Genomic DNA, 14,321 nt, shown 5'->3' on the forward strand with positions numbered 1-14,321 from the left:
TGTGTCGGAACTAGATTATTCAGCGTGCTGAACGATGGGGGTGGAGACGACCTCGACGAGTGGCCCACCGGACGTCTGCTGTCCACCGCGGCCCGGCTCGTCGAGCAGGCCTGGGAGCAGTCCTTGCGACGGCGAGGGCTCACCCACGCGGGGGTGATCGCACTGCACGCGGTGGCCCACGCCCCGCTGTCGCAACGGGAGATGGCGCGCGCATGCCGGGTGACCGACCAGACCATGAGCCGGACCGTCGACCATCTCGTCCGCGGCGGTTTCGTCACGCGCGCGGTCGACCCGGAGGACGAACGGAGGATGCGGGTGGAGATCACGCCGTCGGGCGTGGACGCCTACCGGCGCGTGATCGAACTCGAACGCGACGACGAGCCCGGCGGTGATTCTCCGGTCGCGGTGTCGGACCCGGCTACCCTGCGCCGGCTCCTGCTCGAAATCGTTCGTTCGCACAGCACTCCTCGTGACAGCGCCGGGAGTACCCACGATCGGGAGAGTCCACCCCTCGGCGGGATGTGAGCTGCCACCCTCTCCGGAAAACGAGAAGATCCGTCCGGAGCGCGCGCGGTAGGGTGCCGCATGGTCTCCGCCCCCCGGACCCACGCCGACGTCGTCTCCGCACTGCGAGCAGCCGGGTGCGTGTTCGCCGAGGAGGAGGCGCAGCTGCTCGTCGAAGCCGCTCCCACACCCTCGGATCTGGAGCGGCTCATCGCGCGGCGGGTCGGCGGCGAACCCCTCGAACACGTACTGGGACAGGTCTTCTTCCACGGCAGGCGCATCGCGGTGCGAGAAGGGGTGTTCGTCCCCCGTCGCCGCACCGAGTATCTGGTGGACTGCGCGATCGAACTCGCGCGGCCCGGTGCCGTGATCGTCGACATGTGTTGCGGGTGCGGTGCCGTCGGTGCCGCGCTCGCCACCGCCGTCGAGGACTGTGAGGTCTACGCGGCCGACATCGATCCCGTCGCCACCGCGTGTGCCCGCCTGAACCTGCCGCCCCACCGGGTGTTCGACGGCGATCTGTTCGACGCCCTGCCGGGCACGCTGCGCGGTCGCGTCGACGTGCTCGTCGCCAATGCACCCTACGTGCCGTCGGGGGCGATCGGGTCGATGCCGCGGGAGGCGCGCTGCAGCGAGCCGCGACACGCACTGGACGGCGGACCCGACGGACTGGACGTCCACCGCCGGCTCGTCGCCGACGCGGGCCGGTGGCTCACCGACGGTGGGTCGCTGCTCGTCGAGTCGGCCGCATCGCAGGCACCCGTCGTGCGCGACCTCGTGACCCGGGCCGGACTCGACGCCGACACGCGGGGTTCCGAGGAGTCCGACGCGACGGTCGTCATCGGCACCCGTCGATGACGTGCTCGCTGCCGCGAACATGTCAGTCGAGCGGTAGCTGAGCGAAGATCGCGGTCGGCTGGGTCGACCCGCCCGTCGGTTCGACGCTGAAGGCGAGCGCGGTGGCACCCGAGATGTCCTCGAGCACCGCGGTCGTCGACGGCGCGACGTCGTCGGGTGTCATCGTGCCCGCGGGTTCCATGCCCTCGGGCCCGACCAGCCACATCTGGTAGACGCTGCCCTCGGCCGGCGGGGCGACGTTGTTCATCACCAGCACGCCCGCGTCCTCCTCCTTGGAGAACACCACGGTCGCGGTGCCGCCACCGTCGAGCTCGCCCGACGAGGTCCGTACGTCCTCGGCGGCGAAGACCCGCTCGCTCGTGCCCGGCTCGGACGTGGTCTGCCACTGACCGGCCACCACGACGCCGCCGATCGCGACGATCACGGCCGCTGCCGCGGCGAGCAGGAAGTTCCGCCGTCGGGCCTGGCGGCGCTCGTCGAGGGAGACGGGCGGGGGGAGGTGATCGTCCTCCGCCCGAGCTGCCTCGGTCGCCTCCGGCTCACCGGGTCGTTCCGTGTGCGTCTTCTCGGCGGGCGTTTTCGCAGTGAGTTCGGCGTGGACCAGATCGAGCAGTCGCACCCGGAGTTCGGGCGGCGGCTCGGTCGCGGTAGCGGCCGACATCGCCGCGAGGGTCTCGTGGACCTCGCGGACCTCGGCGTCGAACCGTTCGGCCACCTCCGGGTCTGCTTCCGCGAGTCGCTCGGCGAGCTCCCGACGCTCGTCGGGCGTGACGGCATCCAATGCGAAGACGGGTGCCATGTCGAGCAGATCGCGCGAGGAATCGTTCGCCTCATCAGCCATCCACAGTCACCCCCAGACAATTCTTCAGTCGTTTCAGGCCGTCCCGGATGCGCGACTTGACCGTCGGCAACGGGGACGAAAGTTCTTCTGCCACTTCGGTATACGTAAAGCCTCTGTAGTAGGCGAGCTCGACCGAGCGTCGCTGCAGTTCGGTGAGCGAACCCAGACACTCGTTCACCCGGCGGCGATCGTCGCGCTGCGCGACCTCCTCGCTCACCGAGTCGAAGGCCGCGTCGACGTTCGTCGAACCGTACTGCGACTCGCGGTCGGCTCCGGACTGTTCGCTTCGGACCCGGTCGACGGCGCGCCGATGGGCGAGCGTGATGATCCACGACAGAGCGGAACCCTGACGCGGGTCGTACTTGTCGGCCGACCTCCACACCTGGAGGTAGACCTCCTGGGTGGTCTCCTCGCTGTAGCCGGGATCCCGCAGGACCCGCAGCACCATGCCGAAGACTCGGGAACGCGTCGCGTCGTACAGTTCGGCGAACGCCGTGGGGTCTTGCCGGGCCACCCGCCCGAGCAGTTCGCCGAGGGTATCGGTATGGCCTCCGACGCCGGTCATCGGCTCAGTCCGCTCATCGGGGGAAAGCCTAGCCGGGACATTCCCTCCACTCAAGGCAACCGTGTCGCCCACGAGCGTCACCCCATCCACATCCGAGCACGGAGAACCGTCGTGAGATCGACGGGCAGCCGTTCGCCGCTGACGGTCGCGGTGAACACCGGGACGCCGGGCCGCCGCAGGGCGACCGAAACCGCGAACATGTCGCCCGCCCGGGTGATGATGTCGATCTCGTCCGAGCGCAGCGTGTAGCAGTGCCGTCCGTTCCGGCGCGAATGGATCTCCGCGACCACACAGGCCAGGGAACCACTCGGATCGTGGCACCAGAACAGGTTCAGCGGATCCGATCCGAGACCGAGACGCCGGATGTTCAGCAGCGCCGTGATCCGCCCGCCCGCAACCCGCACCCCGTCGGCCACGAGCTGGTCCTCGACCCGGCCGCGGAAGGTGTCGGAATCACTCGCGACGAAGTGGTCCCACGGCTCGAACCGCATCAGCGTGCGCAGCCACCAGGACGAGGGCGTCGTCTCGTCGACGTCCATGACCCAGCTGAAGCCGCGGTACTCGAGCGAGGGGCACTCGGCCGAGCCCTGCGCGTGGCGGACGAAGGTCCGGTAGATCGCCGGCGCGACCGCTTCCCGGCCACCCCGGAACTCGACGTCGTCGCCGATCATCGCGACTGCGCGGGGAAGGTCAGGATGCATGGTCGTCTCCGGGGCACGTGGTCGGTTTCCCCGCCAGTGTGCACGTGAGGAAATCGGCCGTGGTGTCGGCCCACCAGCGCGGGTCGGTGAGGAGGAAATGTCCGGCTCCGGGCAGGGGCCGCCAGCGCGTGTTCACGCCCCGGTCTCCCGCCGCCATCGTCTGGCTCTGCGCCATCCGTGGATCGGTCCTGGTGTCCTCCGTACCGTGCGCGACCAGCAGGTGCCGGCCCGCAGGGATCAGGTCGGCGTCGTCGGCCGGCCACCACGGAGCCAGGGCGACGAGCGACTCGACTCCGTGCTGGGCCGCGAGATGCGCGATCGCCCGCGCACCCATCGCGTGCCCGACCAGACCGAACCGGACGTCCCCACGACGCCGGGTCACCGACTCGATCGCCCGCAGACCGTCGCGGACCGGGCTCATGTGATCGTCGTTCCACCCGCAGTACCGGTAGTCGACGAGGTCGACCGCGATGTCGTACTTGCTCAGCCTCAGGCGCAGTGCATCGGTGAACAGACGCATGCGCAGCTGCGACGGATGCCACGGACGTGGCGGTGTGGTGCCGACCGGACGCCCACCGGGCAACACGAGTACGTGAGCCGGTCGGAGATCCTCGACGTTGTCCATGACCTGCATTCGGAGCCGACCGCGATCCGGATGGGTCGAACACCGGATACCGATCCGAAAAAAATTCTTTCGATCCGACCCATCCGCACCGCCCCGGGGATCGAATGCTCAGTGACACACCTGGTCGACGTGGCTGCTTTCCGGCCACGGCATACGAAGGGAACCACGATCATGAACATCACTGCGCGCAAGAGCCTGGCCGCCGTCGGAATCGGTGCGATGTCCCTGCTGGGTGTCGCGGCATGCTCCGACGATTCGGGGAGCGACACGGACGAGACCACGATGGAGGAAACCGTCGAGGAGACCATCGTCGAGGAAACCACCACTGCTGCAACGGGAACCGCTGCTCCCGCTGCCGGCCCCGTCGGCCCGGGTTGTGCCGACTATGTCGCCGCGAACCCGACCGGCCCGTCGTCCGTCGAGGAACTCGCGAACCAGCCTGTCGCCGAGGCCGCCGGAAACGTGCCGATCCTGACCACTCTCACGCAGGCCGTATCCGGCCAGCTCAACCCCGACGTCAACCTGGTCGAGACACTCAACGGTGGCGAGTTCACCGTCTTCGCACCGGTCGACGACGCGTTCGCCGCCCTGCCGCCGGAGACCGTCCAGACGCTGCAGACGGATTCGGCTCTGCTCACCGACATCCTCACCTACCACGTGGTTCCCGGTGAGCTGACCACCGCCGACATCGCCGGCACGCAGACCACCGTCCAGGGCGGCACCGTCGAGGTCGCCGGCGAGGGTGAGATGTGGACCGTCAACGACGCCAACGTCATCTGCGGTGGCATCGAGACCGAGAACGCCACCGTGTACCTGATCGACGGCGTTCTCATGCCCCAGCAGTAACCGATACCGGACGACGGAAAGGTAGAAGACATGCGTAGGTCCCGACACGGCGTTCGGGGGCTTGCGGCGGCGTTCATCGCCGCCGCAGGCGCGCTCCTGTTCGCCACGCCCGCCGCCGCAGCCCCGCTCACCCCGGTTCCCGAGCTCGACGTGAACCGATATGTGGGGCAGTGGTATCAGCTCGCCGCCAATCCGGCTCCCTACAACATCGACTGCGCTCGCGACACGACGGCGTTCTACACGCTGCTCGACGAACGCAACGTGCGCGTGGAGAACTCGTGCACCACGTTCACCGGTGATCGTCGCGGGATCATCGGGAGCGCTCGTGTGAACGACACTGCTGCACTGCACGTGTCGTTCCCGGGGGTGCCGTTCCAGGATTCGCTCGACGGACCGAGCAACTACATCGTCACGTATCTCGCGGACGATTACTCGTGGGCATTCGTCGGTGACCCGACGCGCATCTCCGGATTCGTACTGTCGCGTTCGCCCGTCGTGAGCGACGACGCGTGGCGCGAGATCCGGAACGTCGTCGAGGCGAGCGGGTACAACTCGTGCCTGATGCTCACCTCGCCCACCACCGAGGGACTGCAGGAGATCAAACCGCTCTGCACCGTGTGACTCTCGGGACGATCGGGGTGGTGTGCGGATCCAGAGGAAGATCCGCACACCACCCCCGATTCGTCGTCTCGGTAGATCCGCTCGCGAATTCGCCATCTGCTACAGCAATTGCCGCAGCGGATGGCGAAAGATGTAGCGGATCGCTCTAGCGGCCGGCGGTGCCCGCGATGTTCTCGAGCATCCCGCGGAAGATGATGCCGTGGAAGGGAACCAGCGCGTACCAGTAGAGACGGCCGGCGACGCCGCGCGGGAAGAAGATCGCCCGCTGGTGCACGCGCGACCGACCCGACTCCAGAGGCTCGACCCGCCATTCGAGCCACGCCCCGCCGGGTGCCCGCATCTCCGCGCGCAGGCGGAGCAGCGTCGGGCGTTCGATCCGTTCGACGCGCCAGAAGTCCAGGGCGTCGCCGGTGTGCAGGGTCTTCGGGTCGCGGCGACCCCGGTGGAGTCCGACGCCGCCGACGAACCGGTCGAGCCAGCCGCGGATGGTCCACGCCAACGGGAAGGAATACCAACCGTTCTCGCCGCCGATGCTCTCGACGACGGCGAACACCTTCTCCGGAGACGAATCCGACTCGAGTGACCGTTCGTCGGTGAAGACGACCTCGCCGGCCCAGTCCGGATCGGACGGAAGCGGATCGGCGGGTGCACCGACCGGTGACGCGTTCGTCCACGTCGTCTCGACCTCTCCCCGTTCGATACGGCCGAGGGCGAGCCGGACGGCGTCGCGGTAACCGGTGAGGCCGGATTCCGGTGGGGGGATGATCGAGTCGACGTCGCGATTGCGCATCACCGCGTCGGTCGACAGCGATTCGAGGAGCGCCCGGCCGAGAGGCGGAGGGATCGGCGTGACCAGACCGATCCACAGACCGGCGAGCTTCGGGGTGAGGACGGGAAGGACGAGGATCCGGCGTTTCGTCAGACCGGCGACCTCCGAGTACTGCTGCATCATCTCGCCGTACCGCAGCACGTCGGGCCCACCGATGTCGTAGGTGCCGCTGCGGGGGAGGGGTGCATCGGCGGCGGCGACCAGATAGTGCAGGACGTCGCGCACCGCGATGGGCTGGATCCGGTTGTTCACCCAGCGCGGAGTGGTCATGACGGGGAGCCGGTTGCTCAGGTGCCGGATCATCTCGAACGACGCCGAACCCGAACCGATCACGACCCCGGCCTGCAGCACGAGCGTCGGCACACCGGAATCCGTCAGGATGCGTCCGACCTGGGCGCGCGAATACAGGTGCGGTGAGAGATCACCCGACTCCGGGTGCAGCCCACCGAGGTACACGATGCGGGAGACTCCGGTGTCGCGTGCCGCGTCGGCGACGTTCTGTGCGGCCCGCTTCTCCGCGTCGACGAACTCGTCGCGGCCGCCCATCGAATGCACCAGGTAGTACACGACGTCGATGTCGCGACACGCCTCGTGCAGCGATTCGGCGTCGTCGAGGTCGCCGCGGACGATCTCGACGTCGTCGGCCCACGGCACGTCGCGCAGTTTGTCGGGGCTGCGCGCGAGCACCCGTACCCGGTAACCCGCCTCGAGCAGGCGTGGAGCGAGCCGGCCACCGATGTAACCGGTCGCTCCGGTGACCAGGACTCGCTTTCCGCTCACGGCTCCTCCAGGATGTGGCCGAGTTGATGGCGCAGCGACGCTTCGAGATCGGGACGCCGGAACCGGTGCCCGACGTCGATCAGCGCCTTCGGGACGACGAACTGATCGGCCTGGGCGACCTCGCGTGCACCCTCGTCGCCGAGCAGCAACCGTGGGCCGAAACCGGGGACGGGCAGCAGTGCGGGACGGTGCAGCACCGACGCCAGTACTCGGGTGTACTCCTCGTTGCGCACCGGTTGCGGTGCAACGGCGTTCACCGGCCCGGCCAGGCCCGGGTCGGTGAGGGCGCGGTGATAGACCTCGAGGAGGTCGTCGATGTCGATCCAGGAGAACCACTGCCGGCCGTCGCCGAGCCGGCCTCCGAGACCACTCGCGAACAGCGGCCGCATCAACTGGAGCGTTCCGCCGCGAGGTGTCTGGACGATGCCGGTGCGCACGTGCACGACCCGCATGCCCTTCTTCTCCGCGGGATGTGCCGCGGCCTCCCAGTCGGCGACGACGTCGGCGAGGAAACCCGTTCCACGTGACGCTTTCTCGTCGAGCGGTGTGTCTCCTCGGTCGTAACCGTAGAAGCCGATCGCGGACGCGGAGACGAAGGTCGCAGGACCGTTGGGTGTCGTCGCGGCGAGTTCGGCGAGTCGGCGTGTCGGTTCGATGCGGCTGTCGCGGATCGCGGCCTTGTGGGAGTCGGTGAACCGTCCCGCGATCGACGCGCCCGCGAGGTAGACGACGGCGTCGACGCCTTCGAGCAGGTCGGGCGCCGGATCCTGCGGGTCCCAGCGTCGTTCGTCGGGGCGCTGCGGTTTCCGGCGCACCAGGCGGACGACCTGGTAGCCACCCGTGGACAGAAATGCCGTCAGGGCGGTACCCACGAGTCCGCTCGATCCCGTCACCGCGACCGTCCCGGGCCGGATGCCCTGCGCGTGCGACCAGCGGTGGCTCGCGAGATCGTCGGCGAGCTGGCGATGCCGGTAACGGAAGGTCTGGGTGAGGAAACGGCCCGGTACCGGCGTGTCGACGCGATCGGTGACGCGGGTGCGGAATTCGTCGACGACGTCGAAGCGGTGTTCGTGGCGCCACGAGCCGATGACGGTGGCGGGGCGCGACAACAGACCGTCGTGGGAGAGTTCGTCGACGAAACGCGCTGGTGGATCGTAATCCTCGGGTCTGTGCCGGGAGATCCAGCGTAGTCCGCCGGGGAGACCGAGGACGGCCGTGCCGGATTCGAGGGAGTCGGCCTCGGCGACGACGCTCATCGGTTGCCAGGGCGGGATCAGACGGAGGATGGCGCCGGGACGGGAGTGCCAGTCGAACACTTCGTCACGCGGTGCGTCGACGGCGCTCGAGAATTCGATGCCCATGCCCTACCTCCCGTTCGCAGAGTGCTCACCCGGTGGTGACGGCGCCGGGGCGCCCAGTGGTCACGGCGCCGGAGCGGACTCCGGCGCCGTATCCACTCAAGCAGGAAGGACGCTGATCAGGAAGGTGTATGCGTCGACGAGCGGGTTGTGGATGGCCATGAAAGCTGCTTCGACGAGAGCGCGCACTGCGGTGTCCTTTCGTTGGGTGTACGGCGAACACGTTGTCCGTCCGGAAGTTGTTCGGAGCACCGCCACGACCGGATGGGTCGTTTCGCCGTCTTTTTCATCGGGGTGAGCGAATCCGCTCGTATCTGTCCAGAGCGACGCGACGTTCGTGTGCGTGATCGACGACCGGTTCCGGATATCCGTCCGGAGGGCCGTCGGGCAGGCTGTGCACACGAGCGCCGTCGATGCTCCGCAGTTCGGGTACCCACCTGCGCACGTATTCACCCCTCGGATCGAACTTCTCGCCCTGCCGGGTCGGATTGAACACCCGGAAGTAGGGAGCGGCGTCGGTGCCGCTACCTGCCGTCCACTGCCAATTGTGTTGGTTGGACGCCAGATCGCCGTCCACCAGATGCTTCATGAAATGTCGTGCCCCGCGCCACCACGGCAGGTGCAGATCCTTCGTCAGGAACGACGCGACGATCATCCGCACCCGATTGTGCATGACGCCCTCGGCGAGAAGCTGCCGCATCCCGGCGTCCACGATCGGGAATCCCGTCCGGCCCTCGCACCATGCCGCGAACAGGGCGTCGGCGTCGGGTCCGGAATCGTAGGTGATGGCGTCGAAGTCGCTGTTGTAGTTGGTCCGGGCGGTCTCGGGCCGCTGGAACAGGACGTCGGCGTAGAAGTCGCGCCACGCCAGTTCGCTGCGGAAGGTGACGGCCCCGTCGTCGGACCGGTTCCTCATGTCGTGCAGCAGGGTCCGCGGATGGATACAGCCGAATTTCAGATAGGGCGACAGGCCGCTCGTGCCGTCGAAGGCCGGCCGGTCGCGGTCGGTGGCGTACCGCTCGAGACCGTCGTCGAGGAATTCGCGCCACCGCACCAGCGCGGCCGCCTCTCCGGGGGGAGGTGCGGGTTCGTAGCCCGCCTCGGGAATCGGCACGCGTGCGGAGCAGCCGCTCGGGTCGACCCAGTCGGCGGTGTCCGGTCCGGTCGCCGCGGGTGTGTGCCATCCGTGGTCGTTCCAGGCGCGGCGGAAGGCCGAGAACACCTTGTATACAGTGCCGTCGGGTTTCGTCACGCGGCCCGGCGTGACGGCATACGGCGAGCCGGTGGCCACCAGCGGGACGTCGCCGAGCGCTTCGGCGACCGCCCGGTCACGTCGCGTGCCGTAGGGCCCGTGATCCGAGCTGATGTGGACCGCGGTCGCATCGAACTCGGCGGCGACCTGCGGCACCAGGGTCACCGGGTCTCCCTCGACGACGAGCAGGCGCCCGCCGAGATCCCGGTCGAGGGCTCGCAGGCATCCCATGAGGAAGTCGCGCCGGCGGGCCCCGGACGGGCGGAGCAGTGCGTCGTCGAGGACGAACAGGGCGAGGACGTCGTCGGCGGCCTCGGTCGCCGAGAGCAGGGTGGGCAGATCGTTCAGTCGGAGATCACGACGGAACCAGATGATGCTGGGGCGGGCCATGGATCCAGTGTCGGGGACAATGGGTGCCATGTCCGACGCATTCGATGTACCGATCCGTGACGAGTCGATCCGGCTCGGTCAGTTCCTCAAGCTCGCAAGCCTCATCGAGTCGGGTGCGGAGGCCAAGGAAGTGATCGCCGACGGCCTGGTGTCGGTCAACGGTGACGTGGAGGTGCGTCGCGGCCGTCAGCTGAAGGTGGGCGACGTGGTGGAGATCGCCGGGGCGAGCGCGCGGGTCGCGCACGAATAGCGGGTCGACCCGCGCGCTCGGCTGATCAGTTCTCGGCGCGGACGACGACGCCGTCGGAGTCGCTGTAGACGATCTCGCCCGGGTTGAACGTCACGCCGCCGATCTCGACGGGCACGTTCTTCTCACCGGAGCCGGTCTGGGTGCTCTTGCGCGGGTTGGTGCCGAGGGCCTTGATACCGATGTCGAGCGTGCGCAGGATCGCGGAGTCGCGGACCGCGCCGTTGACGATGACCCCGGCCCAGCCGTTGTCGACACCGCGACCGGCGATGATGTCGCCGACGAGCGCGGTGTGGATGCTGCCACCGCCGTCGACGACGAGCACGCCGCCGTTGCCCGGCTCGGAGAGAGTCTGCTTGACGAGCAGGTTGTCCTGGAAGCAGCGGATGGTGGTGATGGGGCCGACGAACTCGGTGCGGCCGCCGAACTGGATGAACTGCGTGTCGCAGCTGCGGATGTCCGGGCCGATCTCGTCGGCGAGGTCTGCTGTGGCTGTGAAGGCAGGGGCGTCACTCATGGTGCGAGGATAAGCGGACGCGCTGCCCCGCACAGGGGGAGGCCCGATCAGGACGCGCGGCCGAAACGGCGCTCGTAGTCCTCTCGTTCGCGCGCGGCGCGGGCGCGTGCCTTCGCGCTGAGCAGCTCCGGATCGAGACCGTGCTGCTGGAGGCGGTGCCGTTGCCAGATGGGCATCAACGCCACCGAGAAGTAGACCCACGGCAGCAGCAGCAACAGCATCATCGCGATCGGGATCCACACCGGCCCCGGGATCAGCAGGAACAGCAGGAGCAGCGGGATGATCGGCAGATTCCATCGCAGCAGGTAGCGGCGTGTTCCGCCGGGGCCCAGGACGTCGTCGCGTACCCACTGCCGCATCTCGGGCGGTAGCGCGCGACCGAACATGTAGCCGATCCGCTGCAGAAAATTCGGTCGTGCACTACTCATCATGAGACCCAGGATAGGCCGTCACCCTTCGTAGAGGCCTGCCAGCCTGTCGGCGAAGTTGTCGACGACGACCTTCCTGCGCAACTTCATGCTCGGCGTCAGATCGCCCGATTCGATCGACAGTTCACGCTCGATGATCGTGAACTTCTTGATCTGCTCCCACCGATTGAGCTGCAGGTTCAGATCGTCGATGTAGCCGGAGACGAGTTCGTGGGTCTTGTCGTGCCGTGCGATGTCCTCGAACGACCCGCTCACACCGTTCTTGTTCGCCCATTCGCCGATGGATTCCGGATCGAGCGCCACCAGCGCCACGCAGTAGGGCCTGCCCTCGCCGTAGACGACGATCTCCGAGGCGTATGGGCACATGCCCTTGAAGGTCGCTGCCAGCGACGACGGGGCGACGTACTTGCCCTGCGACGTCTTGAACATGTCCTTCTTGCGGTCGGTGATGCGCAGATAGCCCTCGTCGTCGAGGCTGCCGATGTCGCCGGTGTGGAACCATCCGTCGTCGGAGAGCGACTCGGCGGTCGCGTCGGGCCGGTTGTGGTAGCCGGTCATCACACCGGGGCCGCGGACGAGCACCTCGCCGTCCTCCGCGATGCGGACCTCCGTGCCCGGGACGGGCCAGCCCACCGTGCCGATGCGGTTGGCGTAGGGACGGTTGACGAATGTCGCGGCAGAGGTTTCGGTGAGGCCGTAACCCTCGAGGACGGGGATGCCGACGGCGTCGAACCATTCGCCGACCTCGGGGTTGAGCGCCGCCGAACCGGAGATGAAGAACCGCAGGTGACCACCGAAGCGTTCGCGGATGGTGGAGAAGACCAGCTTGTCGGCGAGGCCGTGCTGCAGCTTGGCGAGCAGTCCGGGCGACCTGCCGGCCTGCTTCGCTTTCGAGACCTTCCGGCCCACGCCCACGGCCCAGTCGAAGATCTTCTTCTTGGCGCCGCCTTCCTCCTCCATCATTCCCTCGACGCGCGCGTGGGCCTTCTCGAAGATGCGAGGGGCCGCACCCATGAAGGTCGGGCGGACGACCGCGAGGTTCTCGACGATCTTGTCGACGCGCCCGTCCACCGCGGTGGGGAAGCCGATCTGCAGGGGGAGGGTGAGCAGCACCTTGCCGAAGACGTGCGACAGCGGCAGCCACAGATACTGCAGGTCGTCGGAGCTGAGCATGTGCAGCGCATCGATGGCGGCGGCCTCGTAGGTCCACGCCGAGTGCGGCAGGCGCACGCCCTTGGGCTTGCCGGTGGTGCCCGAGGTGTAGATGAGTGTGGCCAGGTGCTCGGCCCTGATGCTGTGGATGCGGTTGAGCACCGCTCCGGAGTCCTCGGCGAGCAGGCTGCGGCCCAGTTCGGCGAGCTCGTCGAAGTTGATGACCCAATCACCGTCGCCGGTGCCGTCGACGACCACGACCTTCGCCACGTCGGGCAGATCGCCGCGGTGGCTCACGAGCTTCTCGACCTGCCCGGCGTCCTCGGCGATGACGATGCGGCTGCCGGAGTCGGCGACGATGAACGCCACGTCGTCGGCGTGGGTGGTGGGGTAGACGGTGGTGGTCGCGGCGCCCGCGCACATGACGGCGAGGTCGGAGAGCACCCATTCGTACCGGGTGGACGATGCGAGGGCCACACGGTCCTCGGATTCGATGCCCAGGGAGATCAGGCCGGCCGCGAGCAGCCGCACCCGGTCTCCGGTCTGTTCCCAGGTGACCGAGGTCCAGCCGCCGGCCCCGTCGGGGAAGCGGAAGGCCTCGGCGTCGGGCGTGGTGGACACTCGGTCGAGCAACAGGCGGGCGACCGAGGGAGCCCGGTTGTCGATGACCGCTCGGTCGACCTTTTCCTCGGAGACGCGCGTTGTTGTCGTCATGCATCGAAGTCTAGGGAGCAGGACCGTGCTTCTGGCCAATATAAGTAGAAACTTATATAGTGGGGTCCATGCACGGGTTCGAGGTCCTCGCAGATCCGGTTCGCCGCCGCATTCTCGAACTGCTCGCGGGAGGCCCGCAGGCGGCCGGTGAGATCGCCGCGGCGATCGGCCGGGAGTTCTCCATCTCCCAGCCGGCGGTCTCGCAACATCTCAAGATCCTGCGCGACCAGCGGTTCGCAGCTGTCCACAAGGACGGCACCCGCCGCTACTACGAACTCGATCCCGCGGTCCTCGTCGAACTCGAGGACTGGCTGGCGGGTCTGCATCCCCCGGTCTTCGCGGCTCTGGACGCGCTGGAGACCGAGATCGCGCGCGGCAAGCGTGAGCGGCGGAGCTGCGACGCCGTCCCGCCCGCGCTCCCTGCTTCCGACGAGAGAAGGAAATCCTCATGAAGAACGTGATCACGAGCAACGAGACGAGTCGCCGCACGGTCGGGCGTCGCACCGTCGAGGGCCGCGAGGCCAAGGTCGTCACGATCTCGCGCAGCTACCGCACGAGCGCCGAGGACCTGTGGGAGGCGTGCACCGACCCGCGGCGCATCCCCCGCTGGTTCCTGCCCGTCGAGGGCGACCTCGAGGTCGGTGGCCGGTACCAGCTCCAGGGCAACGCCGGTGGCGAGGTCCTCACCTGCGAACCGCCCCGGACGTTCACGGCCACCTGGGAATTCGCGGGTCAGGTGAGTTGGATCGAGGTGTCGGTCCTGCCCGAACCGGGAGACCGTGCGCGCCTGGAACTGACACACATCGCCCGTCCCGACGAGCACTGGGAGCAGTACGGACCCGGCGCGGTCGGTATCGGTTGGGATCAGGCCCTTCTCGGACTCGGCCTGCACATCGAATCGGGAGAGGCGGTGGATCCGAAGGAATTCGAGACGTGGTCGATGTCCGAGGAAGGTCTGCAGTTCGTCCGCGACAGCAGCGCGGCCTGGTGCGAGGCCGACATCGCCGCGGGCGAGGACCCCGAACAGGCACGCGCCGCCGCCGAGCGGACGAGTGCGTTCTACACGGGCGGATAGAACGGACTCGGGCTGCGT

Annotated in this window: 17 protein-coding genes; 7 read left to right on the forward strand and 10 right to left on the reverse strand. The window is 68.1% G+C overall.

Going from position 1 to position 14,321, the window contains the following annotated elements; translation table 11 throughout:
• The first annotated feature begins 24 nt into the window (after positions 1-24).
• Positions 25-525 (forward strand): MarR family winged helix-turn-helix transcriptional regulator, encoded by a 501-nt coding sequence (locus C6Y44_RS00460; RefSeq protein WP_159417061.1) that lies wholly within the window; start codon positions 25-27, stop codon positions 523-525.
• Positions 526-585: 60 nt separating this feature from the next.
• Complete coding sequence (locus C6Y44_RS00465; protein ID WP_159417060.1) at positions 586-1,362, forward strand: putative protein N(5)-glutamine methyltransferase; 777 nt, start codon at positions 586-588, stop codon at positions 1,360-1,362.
• Between the two features lie 22 nt (positions 1,363-1,384).
• On the opposite strand, the gene C6Y44_RS00470 is transcribed toward C6Y44_RS00465, so the two are convergent.
• The 4 genes from C6Y44_RS00470 to C6Y44_RS00485 all read right to left on the reverse strand — a co-directional run bounded on the left by C6Y44_RS00470 (position 1,385) and on the right by C6Y44_RS00485 (position 4,094).
• A complete protein-coding gene (locus tag C6Y44_RS00470) occupies positions 1,385-2,203 on the reverse strand; it encodes an anti-sigma factor (RefSeq protein ID WP_159417059.1) in 819 nt (272 codons plus the stop codon).
• Positions 2,196-2,768: a sigma-70 family RNA polymerase sigma factor gene (locus tag C6Y44_RS00475; protein ID WP_024102602.1), complete on the reverse strand. Its 573-nt coding sequence runs from the start codon at positions 2,766-2,768 to the stop codon at positions 2,196-2,198. Before C6Y44_RS00475 ends, C6Y44_RS00470 begins: the two co-directional genes overlap by 8 nt.
• A 77-nt stretch (positions 2,769-2,845) precedes the next feature.
• A complete protein-coding gene (locus C6Y44_RS00480) occupies positions 2,846-3,469 on the reverse strand; it encodes a DUF1365 family protein (RefSeq protein WP_033098124.1) in 624 nt (207 codons plus the stop codon).
• Positions 3,459-4,094, reverse strand: coding sequence for an alpha/beta hydrolase family protein (locus C6Y44_RS00485; protein ID WP_033098139.1), 636 nt, complete (start codon positions 4,092-4,094; stop codon positions 3,459-3,461). The genes C6Y44_RS00480 and C6Y44_RS00485 overlap by 11 nt, the downstream gene beginning before the upstream one ends.
• A 171-nt stretch (positions 4,095-4,265) precedes the next feature.
• Here C6Y44_RS00485 and C6Y44_RS00490 point away from each other — a divergent pair, with 171 nt between their 5' ends.
• Positions 4,266-4,940, forward strand: a complete 675-nt coding sequence (locus C6Y44_RS00490; RefSeq protein ID WP_033098125.1) for a fasciclin domain-containing protein — start codon at positions 4,266-4,268, stop codon at positions 4,938-4,940.
• 30 nt (positions 4,941-4,970) lie between these two features.
• A complete protein-coding gene (locus tag C6Y44_RS00495; protein ID WP_159417058.1) occupies positions 4,971-5,561 on the forward strand; it encodes a lipocalin family protein in 591 nt (196 codons plus the stop codon).
• A gap of 145 nt (positions 5,562-5,706) precedes the next feature.
• Here the strand turns inward: C6Y44_RS00495 and C6Y44_RS00500 are convergent, their stop codons facing one another.
• From C6Y44_RS00500 to C6Y44_RS00510, 3 genes are all read right to left on the reverse strand, one after another.
• Complete coding sequence (locus C6Y44_RS00500; RefSeq protein ID WP_159417057.1) at positions 5,707-7,170, reverse strand: SDR family oxidoreductase; 1,464 nt, start codon at positions 7,168-7,170, stop codon at positions 5,707-5,709.
• Positions 7,167-8,531 carry a TIGR01777 family oxidoreductase gene (locus C6Y44_RS00505; protein ID WP_159417056.1) on the reverse strand — a complete coding sequence of 455 codons (1,365 nt, stop codon included), beginning with the start codon at positions 8,529-8,531 and terminating at the stop codon, positions 7,167-7,169. Before C6Y44_RS00505 ends, C6Y44_RS00500 begins: the two co-directional genes overlap by 4 nt.
• Before the next feature lie 283 nt (positions 8,532-8,814).
• Positions 8,815-10,170, reverse strand: a complete 1,356-nt coding sequence (locus C6Y44_RS00510; RefSeq protein WP_033097882.1) for a cryptochrome/photolyase family protein — start codon at positions 10,168-10,170, stop codon at positions 8,815-8,817.
• Positions 10,171-10,198: 28 nt separating this feature from the next.
• Here C6Y44_RS00510 and C6Y44_RS00515 point away from each other — a divergent pair, with 28 nt between their 5' ends.
• Positions 10,199-10,420, forward strand: a complete 222-nt coding sequence (locus C6Y44_RS00515; protein WP_033097898.1) for an RNA-binding S4 domain-containing protein — start codon at positions 10,199-10,201, stop codon at positions 10,418-10,420.
• Between the two features lie 25 nt (positions 10,421-10,445).
• Here the strand turns inward: C6Y44_RS00515 and rraA are convergent, their stop codons facing one another.
• The 3 genes from rraA to C6Y44_RS00530 are packed head-to-tail and all read right to left on the reverse strand — an operon-like array spanning position 10,446 to position 13,228.
• Positions 10,446-10,934, reverse strand: a complete 489-nt coding sequence (gene rraA, locus C6Y44_RS00520; protein WP_016695034.1) for a ribonuclease E activity regulator RraA — start codon at positions 10,932-10,934, stop codon at positions 10,446-10,448.
• 47 nt (positions 10,935-10,981) lie between these two features.
• Complete coding sequence (locus tag C6Y44_RS00525; RefSeq protein ID WP_120281009.1) at positions 10,982-11,365, reverse strand: DUF5313 family protein; 384 nt, start codon at positions 11,363-11,365, stop codon at positions 10,982-10,984.
• An 18-nt stretch (positions 11,366-11,383) separates the two neighbouring features.
• A complete protein-coding gene (locus C6Y44_RS00530) occupies positions 11,384-13,228 on the reverse strand; it encodes an AMP-dependent synthetase/ligase (RefSeq protein WP_159417055.1) in 1,845 nt (614 codons plus the stop codon).
• 68 nt (positions 13,229-13,296) lie between these two features.
• Between C6Y44_RS00530 and C6Y44_RS00535 the strand changes: the two genes are divergently transcribed.
• Both C6Y44_RS00535 and C6Y44_RS00540 read left to right on the forward strand, forming a co-directional pair.
• Positions 13,297-13,680 carry an ArsR/SmtB family transcription factor gene (locus tag C6Y44_RS00535; RefSeq protein ID WP_159417054.1) on the forward strand — a complete coding sequence of 128 codons (384 nt, stop codon included), beginning with the start codon at positions 13,297-13,299 and terminating at the stop codon, positions 13,678-13,680.
• Positions 13,677-14,303 carry an SRPBCC family protein gene (locus tag C6Y44_RS00540; protein ID WP_159417053.1) on the forward strand — a complete coding sequence of 209 codons (627 nt, stop codon included), beginning with the start codon at positions 13,677-13,679 and terminating at the stop codon, positions 14,301-14,303. The genes C6Y44_RS00535 and C6Y44_RS00540 overlap by 4 nt, the downstream gene beginning before the upstream one ends.
• The last annotated feature ends 18 nt before the right edge of the window (positions 14,304-14,321 follow it).

The organism is Rhodococcus rhodochrous (genome assembly GCF_014854695.1).
In the GTDB taxonomy this organism is placed as follows: Bacteria; Actinomycetota; Actinomycetes; order Mycobacteriales; family Mycobacteriaceae; genus Rhodococcus.

Excerpts from the sequence above, each read along its gene's own strand:
- C6Y44_RS00530 (WP_159417055.1), bottom strand. The coding sequence starts at position 13,228 with ATGACGACAACAACGCGCGTCTCCGAGGAAAAGGTCGACCGAGCGGTC.
- C6Y44_RS00475 (WP_024102602.1), bottom strand. The coding sequence starts at position 2,768 with ATGACCGGCGTCGGAGGCCATACCGATACCCTCGGCGAACTGCTCGGG.
- C6Y44_RS00485 (WP_033098139.1), bottom strand. The coding sequence starts at position 4,094 with ATGGACAACGTCGAGGATCTCCGACCGGCTCACGTACTCGTGTTGCCC.
- rraA (WP_016695034.1), bottom strand. The coding sequence starts at position 10,934 with ATGAGTGACGCCCCTGCCTTCACAGCCACAGCAGACCTCGCCGACGAG.
- C6Y44_RS00490 (WP_033098125.1), top strand. The coding sequence starts at position 4,266 with ATGAACATCACTGCGCGCAAGAGCCTGGCCGCCGTCGGAATCGGTGCG.
- C6Y44_RS00535 (WP_159417054.1), top strand. The coding sequence starts at position 13,297 with ATGCACGGGTTCGAGGTCCTCGCAGATCCGGTTCGCCGCCGCATTCTC.
- C6Y44_RS00465 (WP_159417060.1), top strand. The coding sequence starts at position 586 with ATGGTCTCCGCCCCCCGGACCCACGCCGACGTCGTCTCCGCACTGCGA.
- C6Y44_RS00540 (WP_159417053.1), top strand. The coding sequence starts at position 13,677 with ATGAAGAACGTGATCACGAGCAACGAGACGAGTCGCCGCACGGTCGGG.
- C6Y44_RS00480 (WP_033098124.1), bottom strand. The coding sequence starts at position 3,469 with ATGCATCCTGACCTTCCCCGCGCAGTCGCGATGATCGGCGACGACGTC.
- C6Y44_RS00505 (WP_159417056.1), bottom strand. The coding sequence starts at position 8,531 with ATGGGCATCGAATTCTCGAGCGCCGTCGACGCACCGCGTGACGAAGTG.
- C6Y44_RS00525 (WP_120281009.1), bottom strand. The coding sequence starts at position 11,365 with ATGATGAGTAGTGCACGACCGAATTTTCTGCAGCGGATCGGCTACATG.
- C6Y44_RS00515 (WP_033097898.1), top strand. The coding sequence starts at position 10,199 with ATGTCCGACGCATTCGATGTACCGATCCGTGACGAGTCGATCCGGCTC.
- C6Y44_RS00470 (WP_159417059.1), bottom strand. The coding sequence starts at position 2,203 with ATGGCTGATGAGGCGAACGATTCCTCGCGCGATCTGCTCGACATGGCA.
- C6Y44_RS00510 (WP_033097882.1), bottom strand. The coding sequence starts at position 10,170 with ATGGCCCGCCCCAGCATCATCTGGTTCCGTCGTGATCTCCGACTGAAC.
- C6Y44_RS00495 (WP_159417058.1), top strand. The coding sequence starts at position 4,971 with ATGCGTAGGTCCCGACACGGCGTTCGGGGGCTTGCGGCGGCGTTCATC.